At 44.5% G+C, this 25,559-nt stretch carries 28 protein-coding genes and 1 other annotated feature; of the genes, 25 read left to right on the forward strand and 3 right to left on the reverse strand.

The features are described 5' to 3' along the window. Positions 1-22: 22 nt before the first annotated feature. The 4 genes from adh (at position 23) to ACF3OH_RS01275 (ending at position 3,828) form a co-directional block, all read left to right on the forward strand. On the forward strand, positions 23-1,543 hold the full coding sequence (adh, locus tag ACF3OH_RS01260) for an aldehyde dehydrogenase (RefSeq protein WP_204591428.1): 1,521 nt from the start codon (positions 23-25) through the stop codon (positions 1,541-1,543). 23 nt (positions 1,544-1,566) lie between these two features. Then, positions 1,567-1,926 (forward strand): DUF779 domain-containing protein, encoded by a 360-nt coding sequence (locus ACF3OH_RS01265; RefSeq protein WP_204591430.1) that lies wholly within the window; start codon positions 1,567-1,569, stop codon positions 1,924-1,926. 68 nt (positions 1,927-1,994) lie between these two features. Continuing rightward, the gene (locus ACF3OH_RS01270; protein ID WP_204591432.1) at positions 1,995-2,285 is read left to right on the forward strand and encodes a DUF6509 family protein; all 291 of its coding nucleotides are present in this window, start codon (positions 1,995-1,997) and stop codon (positions 2,283-2,285) included. A gap of 4 nt (positions 2,286-2,289) precedes the next feature. After that, positions 2,290-3,828, forward strand: a complete 1,539-nt coding sequence (locus ACF3OH_RS01275; protein WP_204591433.1) for a Mur ligase family protein — start codon at positions 2,290-2,292, stop codon at positions 3,826-3,828. Positions 3,829-3,863: 35 nt separating this feature from the next. On the opposite strand, the gene ACF3OH_RS01280 is transcribed toward ACF3OH_RS01275, so the two are convergent. The 3 genes from ACF3OH_RS01280 to corA are packed head-to-tail and all read right to left on the reverse strand — an operon-like array spanning position 3,864 to position 6,289. Next, complete coding sequence (locus ACF3OH_RS01280) at positions 3,864-4,589, reverse strand: DUF6904 family protein (protein ID WP_392455448.1); 726 nt, start codon at positions 4,587-4,589, stop codon at positions 3,864-3,866. Positions 4,590-4,604: 15 nt separating this feature from the next. Next, positions 4,605-5,312 (reverse strand): 23S rRNA pseudouridine(2604) synthase RluF, encoded by a 708-nt coding sequence (gene rluF / locus ACF3OH_RS01285; RefSeq protein ID WP_392455450.1) that lies wholly within the window; start codon positions 5,310-5,312, stop codon positions 4,605-4,607. Positions 5,313-5,323: 11 nt separating this feature from the next. Next, the gene (gene corA / locus ACF3OH_RS01290; RefSeq protein ID WP_392455452.1) at positions 5,324-6,289 is read right to left on the reverse strand and encodes a magnesium/cobalt transporter CorA; all 966 of its coding nucleotides are present in this window, start codon (positions 6,287-6,289) and stop codon (positions 5,324-5,326) included. 206 nt (positions 6,290-6,495) lie between these two features. On the opposite strand from corA, the gene ACF3OH_RS01295 reads away from it, so the two are divergent. From ACF3OH_RS01295 to rplA, 21 genes are all read left to right on the forward strand, one after another. Beyond that, positions 6,496-7,797: an NCS2 family permease gene (locus ACF3OH_RS01295; RefSeq protein WP_392455454.1), complete on the forward strand. Its 1,302-nt coding sequence runs from the start codon at positions 6,496-6,498 to the stop codon at positions 7,795-7,797. A 121-nt stretch (positions 7,798-7,918) separates the two neighbouring features. Continuing rightward, positions 7,919-8,392, forward strand: coding sequence for a CtsR family transcriptional regulator (locus tag ACF3OH_RS01300; protein ID WP_204591438.1), 474 nt, complete (start codon positions 7,919-7,921; stop codon positions 8,390-8,392). After that, a complete protein-coding gene (locus ACF3OH_RS01305) occupies positions 8,392-8,913 on the forward strand; it encodes a UvrB/UvrC motif-containing protein (protein ID WP_204591440.1) in 522 nt (173 codons plus the stop codon). Before ACF3OH_RS01300 ends, ACF3OH_RS01305 begins: the two co-directional genes overlap by 1 nt. 2 nt (positions 8,914-8,915) lie before the next feature. After that, a complete protein-coding gene (locus ACF3OH_RS01310; protein WP_392455456.1) occupies positions 8,916-10,001 on the forward strand; it encodes a protein arginine kinase in 1,086 nt (361 codons plus the stop codon). Beyond that, positions 9,991-12,453 carry an ATP-dependent Clp protease ATP-binding subunit gene (locus ACF3OH_RS01315; RefSeq protein ID WP_204591444.1) on the forward strand — a complete coding sequence of 821 codons (2,463 nt, stop codon included), beginning with the start codon at positions 9,991-9,993 and terminating at the stop codon, positions 12,451-12,453. The genes ACF3OH_RS01310 and ACF3OH_RS01315 overlap by 11 nt, the downstream gene beginning before the upstream one ends. A 106-nt stretch (positions 12,454-12,559) precedes the next feature. Continuing rightward, the gene (gene radA, locus ACF3OH_RS01320; RefSeq protein WP_392455458.1) at positions 12,560-13,930 is read left to right on the forward strand and encodes a DNA repair protein RadA; all 1,371 of its coding nucleotides are present in this window, start codon (positions 12,560-12,562) and stop codon (positions 13,928-13,930) included. Positions 13,931-14,234: 304 nt separating this feature from the next. Next, entirely contained in the window at positions 14,235-15,314 is a 1,080-nt protein-coding gene (locus ACF3OH_RS01325; RefSeq protein WP_204591448.1) for a PIN/TRAM domain-containing protein, read from the forward strand. A 61-nt stretch (positions 15,315-15,375) separates the two neighbouring features. Further along, positions 15,376-16,065 carry a 2-C-methyl-D-erythritol 4-phosphate cytidylyltransferase gene (ispD, locus tag ACF3OH_RS01330; protein WP_392455460.1) on the forward strand — a complete coding sequence of 230 codons (690 nt, stop codon included), beginning with the start codon at positions 15,376-15,378 and terminating at the stop codon, positions 16,063-16,065. Continuing rightward, a complete protein-coding gene (gene ispF / locus ACF3OH_RS01335; RefSeq protein ID WP_392455461.1) occupies positions 16,065-16,538 on the forward strand; it encodes a 2-C-methyl-D-erythritol 2,4-cyclodiphosphate synthase in 474 nt (157 codons plus the stop codon). The genes ispD and ispF overlap by 1 nt, the downstream gene beginning before the upstream one ends. 63 nt (positions 16,539-16,601) lie before the next feature. Beyond that, positions 16,602-18,065, forward strand: coding sequence for a glutamate--tRNA ligase (gltX, locus tag ACF3OH_RS01340; protein WP_392455463.1), 1,464 nt, complete (start codon positions 16,602-16,604; stop codon positions 18,063-18,065). A gap of 346 nt (positions 18,066-18,411) precedes the next feature. Beyond that, entirely contained in the window at positions 18,412-19,071 is a 660-nt protein-coding gene (gene cysE / locus ACF3OH_RS01345) for a serine O-acetyltransferase (RefSeq protein WP_392455465.1), read from the forward strand. After that, on the forward strand, positions 19,068-20,468 hold the full coding sequence (gene cysS / locus ACF3OH_RS01350) for a cysteine--tRNA ligase (RefSeq protein WP_204591456.1): 1,401 nt from the start codon (positions 19,068-19,070) through the stop codon (positions 20,466-20,468). The genes cysE and cysS overlap by 4 nt, the downstream gene beginning before the upstream one ends. Position 20,469: 1 nt before the next feature. Then, positions 20,470-20,886 carry a Mini-ribonuclease 3 gene (locus ACF3OH_RS01355; RefSeq protein ID WP_392455467.1) on the forward strand — a complete coding sequence of 139 codons (417 nt, stop codon included), beginning with the start codon at positions 20,470-20,472 and terminating at the stop codon, positions 20,884-20,886. Then, on the forward strand, positions 20,883-21,644 hold the full coding sequence (gene rlmB / locus ACF3OH_RS01360; protein WP_204591460.1) for a 23S rRNA (guanosine(2251)-2'-O)-methyltransferase RlmB: 762 nt from the start codon (positions 20,883-20,885) through the stop codon (positions 21,642-21,644). The genes ACF3OH_RS01355 and rlmB overlap by 4 nt, the downstream gene beginning before the upstream one ends. A gap of 1 nt (position 21,645) precedes the next feature. Beyond that, positions 21,646-22,158, forward strand: a complete 513-nt coding sequence (locus ACF3OH_RS01365; protein WP_392455469.1) for an NYN domain-containing protein — start codon at positions 21,646-21,648, stop codon at positions 22,156-22,158. 63 nt (positions 22,159-22,221) lie between these two features. After that, a complete protein-coding gene (gene sigH, locus ACF3OH_RS01370; protein WP_204591463.1) occupies positions 22,222-22,866 on the forward strand; it encodes an RNA polymerase sporulation sigma factor SigH in 645 nt (214 codons plus the stop codon). A gap of 78 nt (positions 22,867-22,944) precedes the next feature. Beyond that, on the forward strand, positions 22,945-23,088 hold the full coding sequence (rpmG, locus tag ACF3OH_RS01375) for a 50S ribosomal protein L33 (RefSeq protein WP_204591465.1): 144 nt from the start codon (positions 22,945-22,947) through the stop codon (positions 23,086-23,088). 41 nt (positions 23,089-23,129) lie between these two features. Beyond that, entirely contained in the window at positions 23,130-23,315 is a 186-nt protein-coding gene (secE, locus tag ACF3OH_RS01380) for a preprotein translocase subunit SecE (RefSeq protein WP_204591467.1), read from the forward strand. A gap of 85 nt (positions 23,316-23,400) precedes the next feature. After that, positions 23,401-23,934, forward strand: a complete 534-nt coding sequence (nusG, locus tag ACF3OH_RS01385; RefSeq protein ID WP_204591469.1) for a transcription termination/antitermination protein NusG — start codon at positions 23,401-23,403, stop codon at positions 23,932-23,934. Between the two features lie 172 nt (positions 23,935-24,106). Next, positions 24,107-24,532, forward strand: coding sequence for a 50S ribosomal protein L11 (rplK, locus tag ACF3OH_RS01390; protein ID WP_165767464.1), 426 nt, complete (start codon positions 24,107-24,109; stop codon positions 24,530-24,532). Between the two features lie 126 nt (positions 24,533-24,658). After that, complete coding sequence (rplA, locus tag ACF3OH_RS01395; protein ID WP_204591471.1) at positions 24,659-25,354, forward strand: 50S ribosomal protein L1; 696 nt, start codon at positions 24,659-24,661, stop codon at positions 25,352-25,354. Positions 25,355-25,397: 43 nt separating this feature from the next. After that, positions 25,398-25,544 (forward strand) — a sequence feature (ribosomal protein L10 leader region). Positions 25,545-25,559 lie beyond the last annotated feature (15 nt).

Here is a 25,559-nt window from a genome sequence, read left to right on the forward strand (position 1 = left end):
TTAACCAAAGGGAGAGATAAGAATGGTTTATAAGTTTCCGAATACGGACGGCGCAGTCGTTCACTTCAAAGAGCAATACGATAACTACATTAATGGGAAATGGACTGCTCCAGTCAAGGGTCAATATTTTGAAAATGTAACACCTGTAACTGGGAAAGTATTTACGAAGATTGCCCGTTCAACTTCTGAAGACATTGACTTAGCACTAGATGCTGCACATGCTGCAAAGGATAGTTGGGGAACTACTTCTGTTGCAGAACGCGCAGTGATTTTAAATAAAATTGCAGACCGCATTGAGGAAAACTTAGAACTACTTGCCGTTGCTGAGACATGGGATAACGGGAAAGCTGTTCGTGAGACTCTAAATGCAGATTTACCACTTGCTATCGATCACTTCCGTTATTTTGCAGGTGCGATTCGAGCACAAGAAGGAAACTTAAGTCAAATCGATAACAATACGGTAGCGTATCACTTCCACGAGCCACTTGGAGTTGTAGGGCAGATCATTCCTTGGAACTTCCCGATCTTAATGGCAGTATGGAAACTTGCGCCGGCACTAGCTGCTGGAAACTGTGTAGTACTGAAGCCAGCTGAACAAACTCCGGCTTCAATTCTTGTATTAATGGAATTAATCGAAGACATATTACCTCCAGGGGTTATCAATATCGTGAATGGATTTGGATTAGAAGCTGGGAAACCACTTGCTTCAAGCCCGCGTATTGCAAAAATCGCTTTCACAGGTGAGACGACTACAGGTCGCTTGATCATGCAGTATGCTTCTCAAAACTTGATTCCTGTAACACTTGAGCTTGGTGGGAAATCGCCAAATATCTTCTTCGAGGACATCATGGACAAAGACGATGCTTTCCTGGATAAAGCAGTTGAAGGATTTGTTCTCTTCGCACTGAATCAAGGAGAAGTGTGTACTTGTCCATCCCGAGCGCTTATCCAAGAATCAATCTACGATAAATTTATGGAAAAAGTTCTGAAGCGTGTAGAAGCGATTGCTACAGGAAATCCACTTGATCCGAACACAATGATGGGTGCACAAGCATCAACAGAGCAAATGGAAAAAATCTTGTCGTACCTAGATATCGGGAAGCAAGAAGGCGCAGAATGTTTAGCGGGTGGAGAGCGCAACGATTTAGGTGGCGACTTTGCAGAAGGCTACTACATCAAGCCGACTGTTTTCAAAGGACATAATAAGATGCGAATCTTCCAAGAAGAAATTTTCGGACCGGTTGTATCGGTTACGACTTTCAAAACAAAAGAAGAAGCTCTTGAGATTGCAAATGATACATTATATGGCCTAGGTTCTGGTGTGTGGACACGTGATATGAACACAGCATACCGTTTCGGCCGTGGCATCCAAGCAGGTCGTGTATGGACGAACTGTTACCATGCGTATCCTGCACACGCAGCATTTGGAGGATACAAGATGTCTGGTATCGGACGCGAGAATCACTTGATGATGCTCAGTCACTATCAACAGACAAAGAACCTACTTGTATCGTATGATGAAAACAAACTAGGATTCTTCTGATCTCCTAGTAGGAGGTGAAGACGATGACAGAACGCGTTGTAGCGACAGAAGCCGCCCTTGATTTGATTGCGCTGCTCACTGACAAGCACGGCCCTGTAATGTTTCATCAGTCTGGAGGGTGTTGTGATGGATCTTCTCCAATGTGCTACCCAGAAGGGGACTTATTGATTGGAGACCAGGACATTTATCTCGGTGAAATCGGAGGTGCCAAGTTCTATATCCATAAAAATCAATTTGAGTACTGGAAACATACGCAATTGATTATTGATGTGGTGGATGGACGAGGTGGGATGTTTTCACTAGAAGGTGTGGAAGGTAAACGATTCCTCACAAGGTCCCGGGCATTCACGGCAGAAGAGAATAAAGAGCTCCAAAATACCTAATCGAATGGCTCCTCCTTTATGGGAGGAGTTTTTTTTGTATAATGGAGGCATGGACAAGGAGGATGACCATGCAAATCGAATCATTTGAAGTGGAAAAACTACATGACCCAACTGGAATTGTAGAAGGAGACCGCTATGAATTTTTAATTGGCCTCGTATATGACGAGGAGGATGAACTATTTGAAGAGACCGACTCCATTGATGTACGTGTCATCTTTGCAGACGATTCAAAAGGACAGCGAATTGCTCAAGCACATTTTATTGACCGGACAACCGCGAAAGTGCTAGATTTTGAGCTGGAGCAAGAAGAGTTAGAGACACTCCTGGCGTTTTGCCAAGAGCACTACAAAGAGGGGTGACGAAATGAAGTTTTCACATATTTTGCCTGTAATCGGAATTGAGCAAAAACGAAATGAACAAGATATCGAAATTACAGGGCTTGCTTACAACTCCCGTAATGTGAAGCCTGGAGATGTATTTGTTTGTATGCGCGGAGTAAAGGCAGATGGTCATACATTTGCCAAATCAGCAGTTGAGGCGGGTGCTGTAGCGCTAGTTGTGGAAGAATTTATTGATGGGGTAGATGTCCCTCAATACCGCGTGAAGGATGCGCGCAGCAGTTTGGCGGCGCTTGCCGATGCATACTACTCTCACCCGACACAGCATATGAAAACAATCGGAATCACAGCTACAAACGGAAAGACGTCCACGTCATTCATGGCCAATGCTATTTTAGAAGAGCATGGGCTTCAAACTGGTCTCATTGGGACAGTTGTTGTCAAGATTGGTGACAAGGCGGAGCCTTCAGAATTAACCACACCAGAATCTCTGGATCTACAACGCTATTTTTCTGAAATGGTGGAATCAGACATCCAACACGTCGTAATGGAAGTATCTTCTTCAGCACTCGAACTAGACCGAGTTGGCAGTGTTGATTTTGATATTGTGACATTCAATAACATCAGCCGTGAACATATCGACCTGCATTCTTCATTTGAGAACTATGTGATGCATAAATCAAAGCTTGTCACACGTGCAGGCGTTGATAAAGTAGCGATTTTGAATTTAGATGATTCTTATTCTGCAGCTTTGCAAGATCAGACAGATGCTTTTGTAGTGACAATCGGTGTGGAAAGTGAAGAAGCGGATATTCGTTGTGTAGACCTTGATTTATCAACAGGGCGTGCAGAGTTCACAGTGTCGATTGCAGACACGCTTGAAACACCGCAAGGTACAATTCCACAAGGTGATTTTAGAGTATCGTTAGGAACACCAGGCTATCATTCTGTTTATAACTCGCTAGTGTCAATTGCGATTGGATTATTATGTGATGCCCCAATTGAGACGATTCAACGTGCGATGAAAAACTTTGCAGGGGTTGAACGTCGTTTCGAGATGATTTTTGAAGAGAGCTTCAAAATCTTTGATGACCACTTTGCAAACAGCGGAAATATCGATATTACCCTTAGTACGCTTGAAAAGATGGACTACAAAAACTTGAAGCTTGTGTATGCGATTCGCGGAGATCGAGGTGTTACAGTGAATCGTGAAAATGCGGAGGCAATTGTTCGCTGGGCACCTAAGCTTGGGCTGACAGAAGTCATTGCAACCAGCAGTAAATCCGATGTCACGGCAAAAGATGTTGTGGCAGAGGAGGAGAAAGCTGTATTCCTTGATGTCATGGAAGCTGCGGGAATCAAAGTTCATTTGTTCGATGAGCTCCCAGAAGCAGTTCGACAAGGGCTGCACCAAGCAGAAGACAACGATGTTGTTTTGCTAGCAGGGTGCCAAGGGATGGACTATGGTGCAAAGTATGCTTTAGAAGAACTTTCTTCAATGCATCCAGAATTAGATAAAGAAAAGTTATTCAAACCGCTCGCTACACGTGTGGCGGGGGTATAACGAAAAGACCTGAAGCGATGGCTTCAGGTCTTTTTTTACCACTCAATATCGTCATAATCTGGATAATCCGCTGTTAATTTGATGTTGTGCACAGCGCTCTTTGTTTTATTTGCTTCTGCAACAACTTTTTGTTTAAAGACTTCATAATCATTCCCACCAACGATGATGCTGCGTGCGATTTTCGGCAGCAAGACTTTGCGTTCTTCTTTCGGTACATTTAAATAAGACAAAGCCAACATATCGACGTACTGGGTTGCATAATCTTCTGTTGAACGTTCGGGTGACAAAAGCGCTTGCTTCACATCGGAAAAATCCTCGTCTGGCATCGCGATTTCTAAGGCTTCGATGACTTTTGCTTGAAATAAGCGGACTTCCATCGTGTAGAGATGAAGATGTGGGTGCTTGAAGTTCTTGCTGCGCAACAAGACAAAATCATTTAACCCGAATGCTGTGAATAGAAGTTCTGGCCATAACATTTTATAGCCAAAGTATACGTTGCGCTCTGGAGTGATCATTCCTTTTTCTTTTAGTTGATCACGAGTTGCTCCATTAGAGACAACTATCACTTCTTCTTTCCCTTTACGTGCCGCAGCTAATTTGATTAATGCCGCGGTAAGGCGATCATGTGTACTTTGATAATCGTAGAATTTATTAGTGTCTCCAATTAGATCGAAAGCCGCCGTAAGGAAAGCGTCGAAATCCCAAATGTCTCCGCTGATGGTTGCGCCTGTTGCATAAGGTGTAGATTGAATCGTTAACATCCTGCATCTCTCCCTTTATGAACGTTTCGGTTGATAGTTGAGCAGTTTGAACAGTTCCTGCTTTTCGTCTTCCGTTAAATTACGCCATTTACCGATGGGTAAGCTTCCAAGTTCGATGTTCATGATACGCACGCGTTGTAATCGTTTAATAGTGAACCCGAGCGCGGAACACATGCGGCGGATTTGTCGGTTGAGCCCTTGGGTCAGAATGATGGAAAATGTATACGGCCCAAGTTTTTTCACTTTTGCTGGCTTTGTGACGGTATCTAAAATCTTCACGCCCGTTGCCATTTTTTCTAAAAATGTTTCCGTCAGACGTTCATTCACTGTCACGATGTACTCTTTATCATGCTCATTTTCAGAGCGAAGAATTTCATTGACGATGTCGCCGTCATTCGTCAAAAGAATTAAGCCATCCGAATCTTTATCGAGCCGTCCTACGTGAAAAATACGCTTTTCATGATTGACGAAATCAATGATGTTTCCTTCGATATGGCGCTCTGTCGTACTCGTAATTCCTATAGGCTTGTTTAAAGCTAGATAGACGAGCTCTTGTTCTTGAGAAATCATTTTCCCGTCGACCTTTACTTCATCGCCATCCTCTATTCGACTTCCTAGTTCTGCAGGCTTGCCATTGATCATTACACGGCCATCTAAAATCCACTGATCGGCCCCTCTGCGAGAAACAATTCCTGCTTCAGCTAAATATTTATTGATACGCATGGCGTACCTCCTTATTGATTTTTGAATAATTTAAACCAGCCTTTATAAGTAAACCAGGTGAGCATTCCACCTGCAATCATAAACATGAATAACAATACCCCGTAATAGCCGAACGACCAATTAAGTTCCGGCATATTTGTAAAGTTCATCCCGTAAACCCCTGCGACGAATGTGAGCGGGATGAAGACGATGGATACAATTGTAAGTGTCATCATGATTCGGTTCATTCGGCTAGCGTTCATCGACATATGACTATCCCGTATATCCGCTGTCAAATCTCGATTGGAATCGATCATTTCAGATAGTTTGATAAGGTGATCGTAAATATCTTCGAAATAGGTGCGCTCTTCCTGCGAAAAATTCAAGCGTGAAGATGCAAGCATTCTATAAAGTAAATCTCGCATTGGATTGATTGTTCGTCTCAGGTGCAATAAATCACTGCGAATTTCAAAGACTCGGTTCATAGAAAACTGGTCATGATGCCTAGACATGTCATCCTCGACAATATTTAAATAATCCTCAATTTTGTAGATGATGGGGAAGTAATGATCCACTACTTTATCGATGATTTGATACAGAGCGTGCATAGCGCCTCTTTTCCAAGACTTCGTACTATGAATAAGACGGTCAAGTGCCTCGTCAAGTTCATGCATTTCTTCATAATGGAACGTTACGACAAAATTTCCTCCAACAAAGACGTCTAACTCTTCTGCTTCCATCGTCTTTTCGTTATATGTATGTAGCACAAAAAAGGTATGACGGTCATAATTATCGAGTTTAGGTCGCTGCAAATCATGCAGGCAGTCCTCTATTGCGAGCGGGTGAAATTGAAAAAAGTCTCGTAATAGATTTTGCTCGTCAATGGAAGGGTTGCTAATATCGACCCAATACCACTCGAACAAATTATCTTGTAATTGATCCAAAGAAAAGTTTTGAATCAGTTCGTGATCTGTTGTGACTCCTACTGTGCGAATCATAAAACCACCTCCTGCTTGTTCTATCATACCCGCTTCTAGCGGAAGTCAAAAGTATTTCTCGTCAACAAAATGATAGCAAAACACGAACCATCTTCTAATTAGGAGATGGTTTTTTCGTGTTTCTTTTGAAAAAGGGTTGCAATTTAATATAAAAGCGAATAATATTGTTAAGTATTTCAAAAATGTTCGTATTTAGGAGAGTTCATATGTTTCGTTTACAGCAACATGGCACAACTGTTAAAACAGAAGTTGTAGCTGGAATTACCACTTTTCTTACAATGGTTTATATAGTCATCGTCAACCCCGTTATTTTGGCGGAAGCAGGCGTTCCGTTTGATCAAGTTTTCTTAGCCACTATCATAGCCGCCGTCGTTGGTACGTTATGGATGGCGCTATTTGCGAATTATCCGATTGCCATCGCTCCAGGAATGGGATTAAATGCTTTCTTCACCTATACAGTCGTTATTTCCTCGAATGGACAAATCGATTATTTAACGGCTTTCTCTGCAGTGTTCATCGCCGGTATTATCTTTGTCATTTTGTCATTAACGTCTTTACGTGAAAAGTTGATTATTAGCATTCCATCCAACTTGAAGCACGGTATCACGGCGGGAATCGGATTGTTCATATCATTTATTGGACTGCGCATGTCTACAATCGTTGAAGCGCATGAAACGAACTTAGTGAAACTCGGGGATTTAACAAGCCCAGCTGCTCTGCTCACGTTGTTTGGTCTACTTGTGACACTAATTTTGATGGTGCGCAATGTGTACGGTGCCATCTTTTACGGGATGGTAGCGACAGGGGTCGTTGCCTTCTTTAGCGGTCAATTGAAGTTCGATGGATTCTTTGAAATCCCTTCCTTACCAGAGGGCATTCTTGTTTGGAATCCCGTCACAGCTTTTTTAGACGTCATTCAATTCGGCATGCTTGGGATTGTCGTGTCCTTTGTATTAGTGACCTTGTTTGATACAACCGGAACAATGGTCGGCGTTGCCAAACAAGCCGGGCTCATGAAGGGAGAACGCCTTCCACGCGCTCGTCAAGCACTCCTTGCCGATTCTGTTGCGACGACGGTAGGTTCTATGTTCGGGACGAGCCCAACGACTGCCTACATTGAGTCTTCTTCAGGAGTAGCTGTTGGCGGACGTACAGGTCTGACTACATTGACTGTAGGAATTCTCTTTATCATCGCTGCGTTTCTCGGTCCATTTGTTGCGGCTCTTTCTGGAGTGGCGGCGATCACAGCACCAGCTTTGATTATCATTGGGTCATTAATGATTGGGGCTGTGAAGCATATTGATTGGGATGCGTTTGATGAGGCATTTCCTGCATTCATTGTAATTTTGGCAATGCCGCTCACGTCGAGTATTGCAACAGGAATCGAACTTGGGTTTATCATCTATCCGATTCTAAAAATAGTGCAAGGCCGCTATAAAGAAGTACATCCACTCCTTTATATCTTCGCTGTCTTGTTCTTGTTCCAGCTGATTTATCTTCCCCATTAATATAGAGAAGCATGCCGATTTCTCGGCATGCTTTTTTATTTGGAGTCAAAACAATTGCACGCTACAAAGTGAATTCGTATAATAAAGTCAAAGATAGTCAAAGTCAGTAGGAGGTGACACCATGAAAAATATCTCAGATATTATTGAAGGGTATTTGAAAAGTATTATCGAATCTACTAATCAAGGGCAGATTGAAATAAAACGCAATGAAGTCGCGGAGAAATTTCAATGCGTCCCCTCGCAAATTAATTATGTAATTAATACACGGTTCACTGTAGATCGTGGCTATATAGTTGAAAGTAAGCGAGGTGGAGGTGGGTATATACGTATCTTCCGCTTAGAGGCGACCGAACAGACAGATGTCATTCGGGATATGTTAGATGCTCTTGAAAACGGGGCATCTGAATCCATGGTGGAAGACATGGTCTACCGCCTGCTTGACTTAGACATGATTTCAAAACGAGAAGCAAAACTAATTGTTGCGGCGTGTGCACGGTCTACCTTGTCAGTTCCGTTGCCACTACGTGATCAATTGAGAGGGCGGGTCGCTCAAGCGATGCTTCTTACGTTACTTCACGAAAAGGAGGGTCGCTGATGATTTGTGAAAACTGTAAACAACGTCCTGCACATGTCAAAATGACGGTTACGCAGAACGGAGAACCATTCACGCGACATCTCTGTGATGTCTGTGCAAGTCAGTTACACCCTTTTCAAAACCAGCAAGATCCATTAACGGTTCATCAACTGCTCACGAACTTGTTTACACCTGAACAAACAAAAACACAAGCTAGTCGTGAAAAAAGTCAGTGGAGCTGTCCGAATTGTGGCTGGACCTATGAACGCTTTGTGCATCGCGGGAAATTTGGCTGTGCAGAATGTTATGAGACATTTGGCAATGCCTTACCCCCTGTCATGAAGCGACTACACAACGGCAATGCTGAACACATCGGCCAAGTTCCAGAAGCATATGAAGAGACGCGCGATTTAAAGCGTCGCATTGAAGACATTCGGTCTCGTATGCAACAAGCAATCGCTGAAGAAGAGTTTGAAACAGCCGCCACTCTCCGTGACCAAGCAAGAGAGCTTGAGGCGAAACTCTCAAAAGGAGGCGATTGACAGTGGATATGAATCGCTTTTTAAAAAATCAAGTGACCAGTTGGATGGAAAGCTCAGGAGAATATGCGGATATTGTCATGAGCACGCGAATCCGATTGGCTCGAAATATAGAAGGTTTTAAGTTTCCTCTGGCATTTACTGAGGACGAGGCGCATAAAATCGAACAGACTGTCTCAGGCATTTTGCTTGACCAGGAAAACTTATCGCACGAGTTTACGTCTTATCAGATGAAGCAATTAGATGCACTCGATAAACAAGTCTTGATTGAAAAACATTTAATCAGCCCAAGCTTAATTGAATCTGAGCATGAAGCGGCAGCTGTCATTTCTGAAGATGAATCTCTTAGCATCATGATCAACGAAGAAGATCATTTGCGCATACAGTGCATACTCCCTGGTCTTCAATTAGAAGAGGCGTACAAACAAGCGCGGGAAATCGACCGGACACTTGACCGCAATGTTCGCTATGCGTTTGATGAGAAGTATGGTTATTTAACGACATGCCCGACCAATACAGGAACAGGTCTCCGTGCGTCCGTCATGATGCACTTGCCGGCCTTGACCGCTACGAAACAAATGGCTCGTATCGCACCTATCATCAACCGTCTTGGCATGGTTGTGCGAGGCATTTATGGAGAAGGCAGTGAAGCTCTCGGGAATGTCTACCAAGTATCCAACCAAGTAACACTAGGTAAAGCGGAAGTCGAGATTTTACAAGAACTGAAAGGCTTGACGACCCAATTGATTGAAAAAGAACGGGAAGCGCGCGAAGCACTGCTTTCCCATTCACGCATAACACTAGAGGATAAGTTGTTTCGCTCACTAGGCACACTGCGCTACGCCCGGATGTTGACGACAGAAGAAGCAGCACAATGTCTATCCGACGTCCGGTTAGCAATCGACTTAGCTATCATTCGAAACGTCAACAAAACGATTTTGAATGAATGTATGGTATTTATGCAGCCTGGATTTTTACAGCACTATGCCGGTTCTACATTGTCCCCGAAAGACCGCGATGTGTTTCGGGCAAAAATGATTAGGGAACGGTTGACTATAGAAGAAAAAGGAGAGAACTCATATGATGTTTAATCGTTTTACACAGCGCTCACAAAAAGTACTTCAACTCGCTCAAGAAGAAGCGATTCGTTTAAAGCATGAAGCAATTGGCACTGAACATATTTTGTTAGGTCTGATTCGTGAAGGGAACGGCATTGCGGCGAAAGCGTTAGAGGCTAGTAACGTCGATCCAAAAGCGATTGAAGAAGGCATTGAAGAATTAGTCGGAACGGGCGAAAAAGATGTTGGTCCGATTGTGCACTATACACCACGTGCTAAAAAAGTCATTGAACTCTCAGTCGACGAATCACGTAAACTTGGTCATTCTTATATTGGGACAGAACACTTGCTACTTGCACTGATTCGTGAAGGGGAAGGTGTAGCGGCTCGCGTTCTAAGTAACGCGGGTATCAGCTTAAACAAAGCACGTCAACAAGTGCTTCACTTACTCGGTAGCAGTGAACAAGCAAACAATTCATCTTCGACATCGTCTGCCGCAACTGCAAGCACGCCAACGCTTGACGGTCTTGCGCGTGACCTTACACAGATTGCACGTGAAGGCACATTGGATCCAGTGATTGGTCGTAGCAAAGAAATTACGCGTGTGATTGAAATCTTAGCGCGTCGTACAAAGAACAACCCAGTGCTTATTGGAGAGCCTGGTGTTGGTAAGACCGCAATCGCAGAAGGACTTGCGCAGCAAATCGTACACAACGAAGTGCCTGAAATCTTGCGTGACAAACGCGTTATGACACTGGATATGGGGACGGTTGTAGCAGGTACGAAATACCGCGGAGAATTTGAAGATCGCTTGAAAAAAGTAATGGATGAAATTCGCCAAGCAGGCAACATCATCTTGTTCATTGATGAACTTCACACATTGATTGGTGCAGGGGGAGCAGAAGGTGCGATTGACGCATCTAACATTCTAAAACCAGCACTAGCACGTGGTGAACTGCAATGTATCGGTGCGACAACACTTGATGAGTACCGCAAATACATTGAAAAAGATGCGGCTTTAGAACGTCGTTTCCAGCCAATCCAAGTGGACGAACCATCTGTTGAAGAAGCGATTCAAATCATCTATGGTCTGCGCGACCGTTACGAAGCGCATCACCGTGTGAAAATCACAGATGCAGCGGTAGAAGCGGCAGTTAAAATGTCAGACCGCTATATTTCGGACCGTTTCCTACCGGATAAAGCAATTGATCTGATTGATGAAGCAGGGTCGAAAGTACGCCTACGCTCATACACGACACCGCCGAACTTAAAAGAGATGGAACAACAACTTGAAAGCTTACGTTCTGAGAAAAACGCAGCCGTACAAAGCCAAGAGTTTGAAAAGGCTGCATCGTTCCGCGATAAAGAACAAAAGTTAAAAGAAGAACTTGAGAAATTGAAAGACAACTGGAAAGAAAAGCAAGGGAAAGCAGAAACAGAAGTGACTGTCGAAGATATCGCAACTGTCGTTTCGATGTGGTCAGGTGTACCGGTCTCAAAACTGGCGCAAACGGAGTCAGACAAACTGTTGAAACTCGAAGATACATTGCACAAACGCGTCATCGGACAATCGGAAGCAGTCGATGCCATTTCTCGTGCGATTCGTCGAGCACGTGCTGGACTTAAAGATCCAAAACGTCCAATCGGTTCATTTATTTTCTTAGGGCCAACTGGTGTTGGTAAAACAGAACTTGCGCGTGCACTCGCTGAAGTAATGTTTGGAGACGAAGATTCGATGATTCGTATCGATATGTCTGAGTACATGGAGAAACACTCGACATCTCGCTTAGTCGGTTCACCTCCAGGGTATGTTGGCTTTGATGAGGGGGGTCAATTGACGGAGAAAGTGCGTCGCAAACCTTACTCTGTCATCTTATTAGATGAAATTGAAAAAGCGCACCCAGATGTATTTAACATCTTGCTTCAAGTGTTAGAAGATGGGCGTTTGACAGATTCGAAAGGACGTACAGTCGACTTCCGTAATACAGTGGTCATCATGACTTCAAACGTCGGAGCAGACGCTGTGAAGTACAACAAGTACGTTGGTTTCAATCTTCAAGAAGCAGGTTCTTCTAAAGACTATAAAGACATGAAGTCAAAAATGCTTGAAGAGTTGAAAAAAGCATTCCGCCCAGAGTTCTTGAACCGTCTCGATGAGATGATTGTGTTCCACTCATTAGAGCGCGAACACTTGAAAGAAATTGTCACACTTATGGCGAATCAGTTAACGAAACGCCTAAAAGAGCAAGATATCGAGCTGGAACTTACAGAAGCAGCAAAAGATAAAATTGCTAAAGAAGGGTATGACCCAGACTACGGAGCACGTCCATTACGCCGTGCGTTACAAAAGCACGTTGAAGATCGTTTATCAGAAGAAATTCTAAAAGGCGAAGTGCTGACAGGTCAATACATCATCTTTGATGTTGAAAATGATGAATTTGTCGTTCGTACAGAAAAAGCTCAAGCTGAAACTGTAACGGAATAGAAGCACGTTAGCACCCCGTTTCTTTGCAGGAATGGGGTGCTATTTTTCGTATAGAAGAAAGTACGGTATACTGAGAACTAGAACACCCGTTCCTAAGGAGGACTTTATGGCAAAGAGAAAAACAAAATTTATGTGTAATGATTGTGGCTATGAATCACCAAAATGGATGGGAAAATGTCCAGGGTGCGGCCACTGGAATACGATGGTGGAAGAAGTGGAGGTCGTCAGCAAAGGGCCGAAACGTTCTTTTGTAACATCTGATGGACCGAGTATGAAAGCGACGCCGATTGTTTCGGTGGAAACACAAGAAGAACCACGAGTGGATACGTCACTTGAAGAACTGAACCGTGTGCTAGGTGGTGGGATTGTCCCAGGCTCCTTAGTCCTTATCGGTGGAGACCCGGGGATCGGCAAGTCTACGTTACTCCTTCAAGTATCTTCGCTCCTCGCGAATAAAAATATGCGCACACTCTACATTTCCGGAGAGGAATCCGTTCGCCAAACTAAATTACGTGCGGAACGACTCGGGGTCGCATCGAGCGAGTTGTATCTGTATGCAGAGACAAACCTTGAACTGATCAATGAAACGATTGAACAAGTAGAACCGAAGTTTGTCATCATCGACTCGATTCAAACTGTCCATCATCCAGATGTCACGAGTGCACCTGGTAGTGTGTCTCAAGTGCGTGAATGTACGGCAGAAATGATGCGTATTGCGAAAACGAAAAATATTGCCATCTTCTTGGTTGGTCACGTGACGAAAGAAGGGCAGATTGCAGGGCCGCGTCTTCTTGAACATATGGTGGATACCGTATTGTATTTTGAAGGAGAACGTCATCATACGTATCGCATTTTACGCTCCCAAAAAAATCGTTTTGGATCTACGAATGAAATTGCCATTTTCGAAATGGTACAAGCTGGGTTAAAAGAAGTGTTGAACCCGTCGGAACTATTCTTACAGGAACGCTCGCACGGTGCGCCTGGTTCGGCAATTGTCGCGTCAATGGAAGGTACCCGACCGATTTTGGTTGAAATCCAGGCGCTGGTCACCCAGTCGAGTTTCAACTATCCAAAGCGTATGGCAACAGGTGTCGATCAAAACCGCGTTTCTCTATTAATGGCTGTTCTAGAAAAGCGAATGGGCATGCTGTTACAATCGCAAGATGCGTATATTAAAGTCGCAGGCGGAGTAAAGCTTGATGAACCATCGATTGACCTTGCTGTCTTAGTGAGTGTCGTCTCAAGTTTCCGCGATATGGGTGCCCAACCAACGGACGTCTTTATTGGAGAAGTGGGTCTTACTGGAGAGATTCGTCGTGTGTCGCGCATCGAACAACGCGTGCAGGAAGCGGCAAAGCTTGGCTTTAAACGTGCGATTGTGCCGGCGAGTAATTTAGGAGGTTGGGATTATCCGGCAGGTATCAGTGTGATTGGGGTAGAGACTGTGAATGAGGCTATGAAATTAGCGTTTAATTAGATGTGGAGAACGCAATTTTTTAGTAGGTTCAATCTCTGGCGATCCGGCAGTGAGTTCCCAGGGGAGCATACCGGAGCCTCCTCTTGGCATACGAGAAGCTTGCACTTCTCGCCTCCACTGCGGGGTCTCCGCTATACTCTGATTCCCAAGGAACTCACTACCTCCTCTTGTCGATTGAAAATGAAAACAATATGTTAGAGACTAACTTCACTTCCCAGGATTAAATACTCTTTAAGGCTCTGCATGGACGTCCGTTTCAAGGAAAGCGTATAATGAAAAGACAACGAAATGAGGAGGTGGAAGTATGCTTAAATGGATCATTCAAATCGCATTTGTGTTGATTGGTGGTACACTCGGGTTATTTTTCTTACCGCACTTATACGAAGCAATGAATTTATCCGACAACCCGTGGATTGCCAATCCGTACGTATCCATTTTAGTAGGAGCCATTTTATTATATGTGGCCGCATTGTTCATTACAGATTATCTCGTAACATTTATCCGATTCATGGAAGAACGACTCTTGAACACTCCGGTGTGGGACTTGGTATTTGGAACAATTGGTCTTGTGCTCGGTCTTGTAGTGGCATTTTTATTAGGAACTGCCATCGACACACTCGAGTTACCTGCCATTGGATCCGTCGTTCCAGTCGTATTGTCCCTGGTTCTAGGGTACCTAGGTTTTCAGGTTGGATTTAAAAAGCGTGAAGAGATGATGTCGATTTTCTCTGGTTCTCGTGGGACGGTGAAAAAGCGAGCTGAAGAAGAAGTGGCAGTTGCAGATGCGCCGAATTATAAGTTACTCGATACGAGTGTTATTATCGACGGGCGCATTGCAGATATATCGGACACAGGCTTTTTGGAAGGGACGCTCGTCGTGCCCCAGTTCGTGTTAACCGAGCTGCAACATATTGCCGATTCTTCAGATACACTAAAACGGACGCGTGGTCGCCGAGGACTCGATGTATTGAAGCGTCTGCAAGCAGAACGGACGACACCTATCGAAATCGTGGAAGACGATTTTGAGGACGTGCATGAAGTAGACTTGAAACTGGTGCGATTAGCGAAGAAGAAAAAAGGAATAGTCATGACCAATGATTTTAACCTGAATAAGGTATGTGAGTTACATAATGTACCGGTGCTCAACATCAACGATCTTGCCAATGCTGTAAAACCTGTTGTTATTCCAGGTGAAGTCATGCAAGTTGTGATCATCAAAGACGGGAAAGAGCAAAATCAAGGCGTGGCTTACTTAGATGATGGTACGATGATTGTTGTTGAAGGTGGAAAATCGTATATCAATCAAGCGATCCAAGTGGAAGTGACAAGTGTTCTTCAGACATCTGCAGGACGCATGATTTTTGCAAAGCCACTTGAAAAATAAGTTCAGGATCTCGGGCACGTTCGTGTACCGGGATTCCGTCTGTTTAGAAAGGTGTTTCACTATGAACTATACAGTCGTACTGCCGGCTGCCGGAAGTGGAAAGCGGATGGGAGCAGCGTATAATAAACTATTTCTAAAGCTGAATGGCAAACCGATACTTGCACACACATTGGAAGTATTTCAACTAGATCCGTGGTGTGAAGAAATTGTTCTTGCGATTAACGAACAAGAACGACAAGATATTGAAAAGTTGATTACACAATATCAACTGACAAAGGTGACAAAGCTCGTACAAGGTGGAGATGAACGTCAACACAGTGTTTATGCAGCACTTCAAGCAGCAAGTGGTGCAGAAATCGTACTCGTCCACGACGCGGCACGCCCCTTCATCTTGCAAGAGACGATTCATGCACTCGTTGAAAAAGCAACAGCGAGCGGCGGTGCAATCGCCGCAGTAAAAGCAAAAGATACGATGAAACGAGTGGTAGATGGCCAAGTGCAAGAGACGATTGACCGTGAAACTTTGTGGTCTGTTCAGACGCCCCAAGCGTTTCAGTATGAATTGCTAATGAAAGCGGCGCGTCAAGCAGATGAACAGGGTTTTTTAGGGACCGATGAAGGGATGCTTGCAGAACGAGCGGGCATTCCAGTTTATGTTGTGGAGAGTTCGTATGACAATCAAAAAATGACGACACCAGAAGACCTGGTGCTTGGAGAAGGAATTTTAAGACGAAGAGAGGAGACAAAGTAATGCGTATTGGACAAGGATTTGATGTACATGCTTTTGAAGAAGGGCGCCCATTAATTATTGGAGGAATCACAGTTCCCCACGAAAGAGGTCTTGTCGGCCATTCGGATGCAGATGTTCTGCTACATACGATTACAGATGCGGCACTTGGAGCAATCGGAGAAGGAGACATTGGCCGTCACTTCCCAGACACGGACCCAGCATTTAAAGACGCAGATTCAGCGAAACTGCTCACACACTGCTGGAACATTGTAAAAGAAAAAGGCTACGTTCTTGGCAATGTGGATTGCACGATTATTGCACAACGTCCAAAAATGGCTCCACACATTCCTGCGATGCGTGCCCGTATTGCAGAACTATTAGAAGCAGATGAGTCTCAAATCAACGTCAAAGCAACGACGACAGAGAAGCTAGGATTCCCAGGTCGTGAAGAAGGGATCGCTGCACTAGCAACGATTTTACTCGTACAAAAATAAACTTTCTCTATCTCGGCTCGAATGATAGAATGGTACAAGTGAATTTTAGAGGAGGAACACCCCATGACAAACGAAGTACGCGTACGTTACGCACCGAGTCCGACTGGTCAATTGCATATCGGCGGTGCCCGTACAGCACTTTTTAACTATTTATTTGCGCGCCACCACGGCGGGAAATTTATCGTCCGAATTGAGGACACAGACATCGAACGCAACATCGAAGGTGGCGAATTGTCACAACTCGATAACTTGCGCTGGTTAGGAATCGAGTACGATGAGTCTGTAGACATTGGCGGCGACTACGGTCCGTATCGTCAAATGGAACGTTTAGATATCTACAAAGAACATGCTGAAAAGATGCTTTCAGAAGGCCATGCTTACAAATGCTTCTGTTCATCAGAAGAACTCGAAGCAGAGCGCGAGCGCCAAAAAGAAGCAGGAATTGCTGCTCCTATGTATAGTGGGAAATGTCGTAACCTTTCTGCAGAAGAAGTAGCTGCAAAAGAAGCGGCTGGAGAAGCTTATACAATTCGCATGCGTGTACCAGCGGATGTAACTTACACAATCGAAGATATGGTCCGTGGTACAGTCACGTTCGAATCCAAAGATGTGGGGGATTGGGTACTTGTTAAAGCAAACGGCATCCCAACATACAACTATGCGGTAGTATTAGATGATCACTTCATGAAGATCAGCCATGTTCTTCGTGGGGAAGAGCATCTTTCAAACACGCCAAAACAAATCATGGTATTCCATGCACTTGGTATGGAAGCGCCAAAATATGGCCACATGACGTTGATTATTAATGAGAGCCGTAAAAAACTTTCAAAACGTGATGAGTCCATCATTCAATTCATCACACAATATAAAAACTTAGGCTACCTTCCTGAAGCGATGTTCAACTTCTTCGCACTTCTTGGGTGGTCACCTGAAGGGGAAGAAGAAATCTTCTCAAAAGATCAGCTCATCGAATTATTTGATGAAAAGCGCCTTTCAAAGTCACCATCGATGTTTGATACGAATAAACTGACATGGATGAACAATCAATATATGAAAAAACTATCTGCAGAAGAAGTCGCTGCAATGGCCATCCCGCACTTGCAACAAGCAGGTAAGCTTCCTGCTGAATTGTCAGCGGAGCAAGCGGACTGGGCAAACCAGTTGATTGCCTTGTATCAAGAACAAATGAGCTTTGGTGCTGAAATCGTGGAACTATCGGAGTTGTTCTTTGCCGACGAGTTAAACTATGATGATGAGGCAATGGCAGTTCTTAATGAAGAGCAAGTGCCTGCTGTTATGACAGCCTTCAAAGCACAACTTGAGACAATGGACACGCTAGAGGCAGATGGAATTAAAGCAGCAATTAAGGCTGTACAAAAAGAGACGGGCGCTAAAGGAAAAGGCTTATTCATGCCGATTCGTGTAGTTGCTACAGGGCAAACACATGGTCCGGATCTTCCGAATGCGATCGCCCTTCTTGGTAAAGAGAAAGTTCTTAAGCGCGTGGAAAAATTCGCAAATCAATAAGATTGACTTTCTGGACTAGGTGAGTAAAATTAGAACCACATATGAAAGCTTTGATGAGGAGAAGTAAAAGACGTAAGCTCCCGTAGAGAGGGTCACCACCGGCTGCAAGTGACCTGAGCCCATGCATCTTTGAAATGCACCTCTGAGCGCTGTGCTGAACAATCAGTAGGCCAGACGATTCGCCCTCGTTATCGGGTAGGAGAAGTGAAATCTTTTTTCGGGATTTCTCATCAGAGTGGAACCGTGCATACTGCGCCTCTGTCTAGTCGACCTGACTAGGTGGGGGCGTTTTTTTACGCGTATTTAAAATCTTCATTATTCATCATTAACTCAAGGAGGAACTCCTATGTTCAAGCATATAAAAGAAGACATCGCCACCGTCTTCGAGCAAGATCCTGCAGCCCGCAGCGTCTTTGAAGTCGTGTTGACCTACTCCGGCCTTCACGCGATCTGGGCGCACCGAATCGCACATGCTCTGTTTAAAAATAAACTATTTTTCTTGGCGCGTGCTGTTTCTCAAATTAGCCGCTTCTTCACGGGAATCGAGATTCATCCGGGGGCAAAAATCGGTCGCCGTTTCTTCATCGATCACGGCATGGGTGTCGTCATCGGTGAGACATGTGAAATTGGCGACGACTGCATTTTGTTCCAAGGCGTCACGCTCGGAGGAACCGGTAAAGAAAAAGGCAAACGTCACCCGACACTTGGAAATAACGTCCTAGTGGCAACTGGCGCAAAAGTACTTGGATCCATCACACTTGGAGACAATAGCAAAGTCGGGGCAGGGTCTGTCGTATTAAAAGACGTCCCTGCAAACGCGACGGTCGTTGGAATCCCAGGAAAAGTCGTCGTGCTAGATGGTGTACGTGTGAAGCAAAACTTGAATCACCAAAACATTCCGGACCCTGTAGACGAACGCTGTCAGCAGATGGAGGACTGTATCGAAAAATTACAACGTGAGTTAGATCGCCTAAGTGCGCAATTACGAGAGGAGAGAGGACAATGAGCATCCGAATTTTTAATACACTAACGCGTGAAAAAGAAACATTCGTCCCGTTAGAAGAAGGAAAGGTCAAGATGTACGTCTGTGGCCCAACGGTTTACAACTACATCCATATCGGAAACGCTCGTCCTGTCATCGTCTACGATACAGTGCGAAACTATTTGAGCTATCGCGGATATGATGTGCACTTCGTTTCAAACTTTACGGATGTCGACGATAAAATCATCAAAGCAGCGAATGAACTCGGAGAAGATGTATCGGACCTGACAGAACGCTTTATTGAAGCTTACTTTGCTGATATCGAGGCGCTTGGGTGCAACCGGGCAGACGATCATCCCCGCGTAACTGAGCATATGGATCAGATTATCGACTTTATCAAGGTCTTAATTGACAAAGGCTATGCTTATGAATCACAGGGAGACGTTTACTACCGAACGCGTAAATTTGATGGTTACGGCAAATTGTCGCACCAAGATATTAACGACTTGAAGAGTGGGGCACGAATTGAAGTCGGCGAGAAGAAAGAAGATGCGCTTGATTTCGCTTTATGGAAAGCAGCAAAGCCAGGGGAAATCTCATGGGAAAGTCCGTGGGGAGCAGGACGCCCTGGTTGGCACATTGAATGTTCAGTAATGGCACGCGATATCCTTGGCGACACAATCGATATTCATGCAGGTGGCCAAGACCTGACATTCCCGCACCATGAAAATGAAATCGCTCAGTCTGAAGCACACAACGACAAAGAGTTCGCACGCTACTGGATGCACAATGGCTATATCAACATCGACAACGAAAAAATGTCGAAGTCTTTGGGGAACTTTGTGCTCGTGAACGATATTCGTAAGCATATCGATCCACAAGTGCTTCGCTTCTTCATGTTGAGTGTGCACTACCGCAACCCAATCAATTATTCTGGTGAACTTGTGGAACAAGCAGAAGCGGGACTTGACCGCATCCGCACGGCCTATGCAAATGTCGTTCACCGCTTAGAACACTCGGCAGACCTTGGAGATCAAGATGACATGTGGACATTCCAGTTGAACGAGCAGATTAAAGCGTATGAAGATGCGATGGATGACGATTTCAATACAGCAAACGCGATTGCGACATTATTTGAAATCGCGAAACAAGCAAACGTCTATTTGAAGCAGAACCAGACATCGGTTGCTGTGTTAACGGCATACGCGGCGACGCTAGAGAAGTTTATGGCCGTTCTTGGATTGAACGTATCTTCAGAAAAAGAACTGTTAGACGAAGAAATCGATGCGTTGATTGAAGAACGCAATCAAGCACGAAAAGACCGCAATTTTGCACGTGCGGATGAAATTCGTGACCAATTAAAAGAAATGAACATCTTGCTCGAAGATACAGCACAAGGTGTTCGTTGGAAGCGAGGCTGACATGTCGTTACGTCCAGCTGATGTGAAACAACTGAATGCCCTCGCGCTCGCCTATATGGGAGATGCTGTTCTTGAACGGGCGGTTCGTGAGCACCTTCTTGTGAACGGGATGATTCGCCCAAATGCCTTACACCGAGAAGCTACGAACTATGTATCTGCAAAAGCCCAGAGCGCTATTGTGCATGACATGATGGAAAACAACTTCCTGACAGAAGACGAACTTGCGACGTATCGCCGTGGCCGCAATGCGAAGTCTGGAACGGTCCCGAAAAACACAGATGTCCAAACATACCGAGCAAGTACAGGGTTTGAGGCGGTCCTAGGTAGCCTTTATCTGCGAGGAGACCATGACCGTGTCGAACAACTTTTAACCTATGCGATCACCGCAATTGATAGCCGAAAGGAGGCCACAAAATGACTGAAAAACATGAACAGACCGGAGAGATTATTGCCGGGAAAAACCCCGTCCTCGAATCATTAAAGGCCGGACGAGAAATGAACAAAATTTGGATTGGCGAAGGAACGCAAAAAACCGGCGTCACGGAAATTATCAAACTCGCAAAGGAATCGGGCATCGTCGTCCAGTTCGTTCCGAAGAAAAAACTCGACCAACTGACAGATTCGGTTCACCAAGGAGTCGTCGCATCAGTTGCTGCATACACATACGCAGAGCTTGATGATATTTTGGCCCTAGCAGAAAGTCGCAAAGAAGACCCATTCATCTTAATTTTAGACGAGCTAGAAGATCCTCATAATCTGGGGTCGATTTTACGAACAGCGGATGCAGTGGGTGTTCACGGAATCATCATTCCAAAGCGCCGTGCAGTTGGATTGACAGCGGTCGTTGCAAAAGCGTCAACTGGCGCAATTGAACACGTACCTGTTCATCGCGCTACAAACTTAGCGCAAACCATTGATGAGTTAAAGAAGAAGGGTGTTTGGATCGCAGGAACTGATGCAAAAGGCTCGACAGATTACCGTCGTATGGATGCAACACTTCCACTGGCTGTCATCATTGGAGGCGAAGGGAAAGGGATGGGCCGCTTGTTACGTGACAAGTGTGACTTCCTGTACCATTTGCCGATGATTGGCCACGTGACAAGTTTAAACGCGTCCGTAGCAGCTTCACTCTTGATGTACGAAGTGTATCGAAATCGTCAGCCACTAGGTAATTAACATGAAGCAGATCCTTCTTGTAGACGGCTATAATATCATCGGTGCTTGGCAAGAGCTGCGCGTGTTAAAAGATAGCAAGCTCTTAGATGCCAGGGACCGGTTGATTGAACACATGGCAGAATATCAAGCCTTTATGGGATGTGAGGTCATCATTGTATTTGATGCCCACCTCGTCCCAGGGATCGAGTCGAAGGAAAACAAATACAAATTACAAATTATTTATACACGTGAGAATGAAACTGCGGATGAGCGGATAGAGAAGCTTGCTGCCCAACTCATCAACCGACGGACAGAAGTGGTCGTAGCTACGTCCGACTCTATCGAACAATGGGTCATCTTTGCGCAAGGAGCGCTCCGCAAGTCCGCGCGGGAGCTTGAAATCGAAATGGAACTTGTGGAGAAACAAATCACAAAAGAAGTTCGGTCTATTCAGTCTTCCAATGCCCATTCAAAGATTCCTTTGACGACAGAAGTTGCAGAAATTTTCGAAAAATGGCGCCGAGGATTGAAATGATACATTGAAGGCGCTTACCATCTTCTGTATACTAAAGGTAACAAGCGCATCCGAGGTGACTTCATGGATAAGACAGCACATGGGCATGCCCCCTTCTCACAACTGGCAGATGACGCCGTTCTCGAGCTCATCCATGCCGGCAATACCGAAGCACTGGATTTTCTGATCACCAAATACAAGCCACTCGTCCGCATGAAAGCCAAATCCTATTTTTTGATAGGAGCGGACCGGGAGGATATTTTGCAAGAAGGCATGATTGGCCTTTATAAAGCCATTCGTGATTTTCGTGAGGAAAAATTAACGTCTTTCCGAGCCTTTGCGGAACTTTGTATCACACGTCAAATTATTACGGCGATCAAGACGGCGACGCGTCAAAAGCACATCCCGTTGAACTCGTACGTCTCCCTTGATAAACCCGTTTATTTTGACGAAGATTCTGAACGGACACTGCTTGATACCATTGCCAGCACGGTGATCGATGACCCGGAACAATTGGTGATTAGCCAAGAGAGTTTTGATTTCATTGAAGAGAAGATGGGGGAGATGTTGAGTGATTTGGAGCAGCAAGTGCTCATGCTCTACATCGAGGGTCAGTCGTACCAGGAAATCTCGGAACAGTTAAACCGGCATGTCAAATCGATTGATAATGCTTTGCAACGTGTCAAAAGAAAATTGGAACGTTATGCAGAAGTAAGTGTTATGAGTTGAGTACTTGACGCGCTGTTGACAGAGGAAATATCAGGTGGTACGCTTGTAAAAGACTTTACACGCCGAGAGGTGATGGTTATGTCGCAAAAAATGAGTTTAAGTTGTACACAGTGTGGCAGTCGTAATTATACGGTGCCTGCCAAAACCACATCAACGCGTGTTGAACGCAAGAAATTTTGTGCGCATTGCAATGCACATACACTTCATAAGCAAACACTGTAAACATACATCGCAAGATCCCACGCATGGAGGTTTTAGCTCGAATGGCTAATGTAGGTAATTTCTTTAAAAACGTCGTTTCTGAGATGCGTAAGGTCAGCTGGCCACGCCGCAAGGAACTTACACGTTACACAATTATTGTATTGTCCACGGTTGTAGTTGTAGCTTTATTTTTTGCTGTTATCGATTTAGGAATTACTGAGTTGTTCCGTTGGTATCTTGACCTGTAAATCACAGCAAATTGATATGTGAACGAATAGCCCGTCCTAAAACGGGTTTTTTCATTTGGAGAGAAAAAAGGAGGATTCCACACCGATGGAGAAGAATTGGTATGTCGTCCACACGTATTCTGGGTATGAGAACAAAGTAAAAGCAAACCTTGAAAAACGCGTTGAGACGATGGGAATGCAAGACAAGATTTTCCGCGTCATCATTCCAGAAGAGCAAGAGACAGATTATAAAGATGGTAAAAAGCGCACAGTGATGCGTAAAACATTCCCAGGCTACGTTTTGGTTGAATTGATCATGACGGATGACGCTTGGTATGTGGTACGTAACACACCAGGTGTAACAGGGTTTATTGGGTCATCAGGTGGAGGAACAAAACCAACACCACTTCTTCCAGAAGAAGTTGATTTCATCCTGAAACAAATGGGTATGTCCGAGCGCAAAGTCGAAATGGACTTTGATATCGGCGAGCTAGTTGAAGTGCTTGAAGGGCCGTTTGCACACTTCCAAGGCAAAGTGGAAGCAATCGATGGTGCGAAAGGCAAGATCACAGTTTCCGTCGACATGTTCGGTCGTGAAACGAATATGGAACTTGATTACGAGCAAGTTCAAAAAATATAATTCCGATTGCTACTTGCAGAACGTTGGAAATTATAGTATCATTTCAAAGGTCAGGCTGAAAAAGTCTGCCTAACAAATTTTATTACTGTAAGCAGCGTAATCGCTGAGAGACAGATATTGAGTGGGAGGGGCGACCCTATTACCACATCACGGACTTAAGGAGGTGTGTCTCGTGGCTAAAAAAGTGATTAAAGTTGTTAAACTACAAATCCCTGCAGGTAAAGCTAATCCAGCTCCACCAGTTGGACCAGCACTAGGTCAAGCAGGTGTGAACATCATGGGATTCTGTAAGGAGTTCAACGCACGTACTGCTGATCAAGCAGGACTAATCATTCCGGTTGAAATTTCTGTATTTGAAGACCGTTCATTTACATTCATTACAAAAACTCCACCGGCAGCAGTTCTACTTAAAGTAGCAGCTGGTATTCAATCTGGATCAGGTGAACCAAACCGCGTAAAAGTGGCAGTGGTGAAACGTGATAAAGTTCGCGAAATCGCAGAACAAAAAATGCCAGATTTAAATGCAGCATCTGTTGAAGCAGCTATGTTGATGGTTGAAGGTACTGCACGTAGCATGGGTATTACGATCGAAGACTAATACTGTGCTTACGTTTTTATGACGCGTTTGTTTTGGGGGTTGTAGTTGTTCATAACATGAATAGCTACAGCCCTTAATTGTGGGAGGTTTATTCCGCTAAGACCACTATAAGGAGGACATTTTAAAATGGCTAAACAAGGTAAAAAACTACAAGATGCGGCGAAATTAGTCGACCGTACGAAATTATATTCTGTTGACGAGGCAATCGCGCTTGCGAAAGAAACAAGCACTGTAAACTTCGATGCAACAGTTGAAGTGGCATTCCGTCTTGGAATCGACACTCGTAAAAACGACCAGCAAATCCGTGGAGCAGTAGTGCTTCCAAACGGAACTGGTAAAACTCAACGTGTATTAGTATTCGCTAAAGGCGAAAAAGCAAAAGAAGCAGAAGCTGCTGGCGCTGACTTCGTAGGCGATGCTGACTACATCAACAAAATCCAACAAGGATGGTTTGACTTCGATGTAATCGTAGCGACTCCTGACATGATGGGTGAAGTTGGTAAAATCGGACGTGTATTAGGACCAAAAGGTTTAATGCCGAACCCGAAAACAGGTACAGTTACATTTGACGTAACAAAAGCTGTTAACGAAATCAAAGCTGGTAAAGTAGAATACCGTGCAGACAAAGCTGGAATCATCCACGCTCCAATCGGTAAAGCTTCTTTCGACAACGACAAGTTAGCAGAAAACTTCAAAACTGTATTTGATGTAATTCAAAAAGCTAAGCCTTCAGCTGCGAAAGGTGTTTACATGAAGTCTGTAGTTGTAACAACAACTATGGGTCCTGCTGTAAAAATCGACGCTGCTGCTGCAGCAAAATAAGTATTGACAACTCTGAGAGGCATCTGTTAAGATGTCTCTTGTTGTAACTTAATCATTTGTACCGAAGACAGCAGGTGCGTGTCATGCGCTTAATGTTCCTGCCGAGGACAAGCAAAATTCAGATTCTTTTTGATGATGACTTTTCCTGCCTTCGTGTCTTTTTAGACCCGGGGGCTTTTCTTTTGTCGGTATAAATGGCAATTCT

Source organism: Chryseomicrobium aureum (genome assembly GCF_043182735.1).
Classification (GTDB): domain Bacteria; phylum Bacillota; class Bacilli; order Bacillales_A; family Planococcaceae; genus Chryseomicrobium; species Chryseomicrobium aureum.

Excerpts from the sequence above, each read along its gene's own strand:
- adh (WP_204591428.1), top strand. The coding sequence starts at position 23 with ATGGTTTATAAGTTTCCGAATACGGACGGCGCAGTCGTTCACTTCAAA.
- ACF3OH_RS01265 (WP_204591430.1), top strand. The coding sequence starts at position 1,567 with ATGACAGAACGCGTTGTAGCGACAGAAGCCGCCCTTGATTTGATTGCG.
- ACF3OH_RS01270 (WP_204591432.1), top strand. The coding sequence starts at position 1,995 with ATGCAAATCGAATCATTTGAAGTGGAAAAACTACATGACCCAACTGGA.
- ACF3OH_RS01275 (WP_204591433.1), top strand. The coding sequence starts at position 2,290 with ATGAAGTTTTCACATATTTTGCCTGTAATCGGAATTGAGCAAAAACGA.
- ACF3OH_RS01280 (WP_392455448.1), bottom strand. The coding sequence starts at position 4,589 with ATGTTAACGATTCAATCTACACCTTATGCAACAGGCGCAACCATCAGC.
- rluF (WP_392455450.1), bottom strand. The coding sequence starts at position 5,312 with ATGCGTATCAATAAATATTTAGCTGAAGCAGGAATTGTTTCTCGCAGA.
- corA (WP_392455452.1), bottom strand. The coding sequence starts at position 6,289 with ATGATTCGCACAGTAGGAGTCACAACAGATCACGAACTGATTCAAAAC.
- ACF3OH_RS01295 (WP_392455454.1), top strand. The coding sequence starts at position 6,496 with ATGTTTCGTTTACAGCAACATGGCACAACTGTTAAAACAGAAGTTGTA.
- ACF3OH_RS01300 (WP_204591438.1), top strand. The coding sequence starts at position 7,919 with ATGAAAAATATCTCAGATATTATTGAAGGGTATTTGAAAAGTATTATC.
- ACF3OH_RS01305 (WP_204591440.1), top strand. The coding sequence starts at position 8,392 with ATGATTTGTGAAAACTGTAAACAACGTCCTGCACATGTCAAAATGACG.
- ACF3OH_RS01315 (WP_204591444.1), top strand. The coding sequence starts at position 9,991 with ATGATGTTTAATCGTTTTACACAGCGCTCACAAAAAGTACTTCAACTC.
- radA (WP_392455458.1), top strand. The coding sequence starts at position 12,560 with ATGGCAAAGAGAAAAACAAAATTTATGTGTAATGATTGTGGCTATGAA.
- ACF3OH_RS01325 (WP_204591448.1), top strand. The coding sequence starts at position 14,235 with ATGCTTAAATGGATCATTCAAATCGCATTTGTGTTGATTGGTGGTACA.
- ispD (WP_392455460.1), top strand. The coding sequence starts at position 15,376 with ATGAACTATACAGTCGTACTGCCGGCTGCCGGAAGTGGAAAGCGGATG.
- ispF (WP_392455461.1), top strand. The coding sequence starts at position 16,065 with ATGCGTATTGGACAAGGATTTGATGTACATGCTTTTGAAGAAGGGCGC.
- gltX (WP_392455463.1), top strand. The coding sequence starts at position 16,602 with ATGACAAACGAAGTACGCGTACGTTACGCACCGAGTCCGACTGGTCAA.
- cysE (WP_392455465.1), top strand. The coding sequence starts at position 18,412 with ATGTTCAAGCATATAAAAGAAGACATCGCCACCGTCTTCGAGCAAGAT.
- cysS (WP_204591456.1), top strand. The coding sequence starts at position 19,068 with ATGAGCATCCGAATTTTTAATACACTAACGCGTGAAAAAGAAACATTC.
- ACF3OH_RS01355 (WP_392455467.1), top strand. The coding sequence starts at position 20,470 with ATGTCGTTACGTCCAGCTGATGTGAAACAACTGAATGCCCTCGCGCTC.
- rlmB (WP_204591460.1), top strand. The coding sequence starts at position 20,883 with ATGACTGAAAAACATGAACAGACCGGAGAGATTATTGCCGGGAAAAAC.
- ACF3OH_RS01365 (WP_392455469.1), top strand. The coding sequence starts at position 21,646 with ATGAAGCAGATCCTTCTTGTAGACGGCTATAATATCATCGGTGCTTGG.
- sigH (WP_204591463.1), top strand. The coding sequence starts at position 22,222 with ATGGATAAGACAGCACATGGGCATGCCCCCTTCTCACAACTGGCAGAT.
- rpmG (WP_204591465.1), top strand. The coding sequence starts at position 22,945 with ATGTCGCAAAAAATGAGTTTAAGTTGTACACAGTGTGGCAGTCGTAAT.
- secE (WP_204591467.1), top strand. The coding sequence starts at position 23,130 with ATGGCTAATGTAGGTAATTTCTTTAAAAACGTCGTTTCTGAGATGCGT.
- nusG (WP_204591469.1), top strand. The coding sequence starts at position 23,401 with ATGGAGAAGAATTGGTATGTCGTCCACACGTATTCTGGGTATGAGAAC.
- rplA (WP_204591471.1), top strand. The coding sequence starts at position 24,659 with ATGGCTAAACAAGGTAAAAAACTACAAGATGCGGCGAAATTAGTCGAC.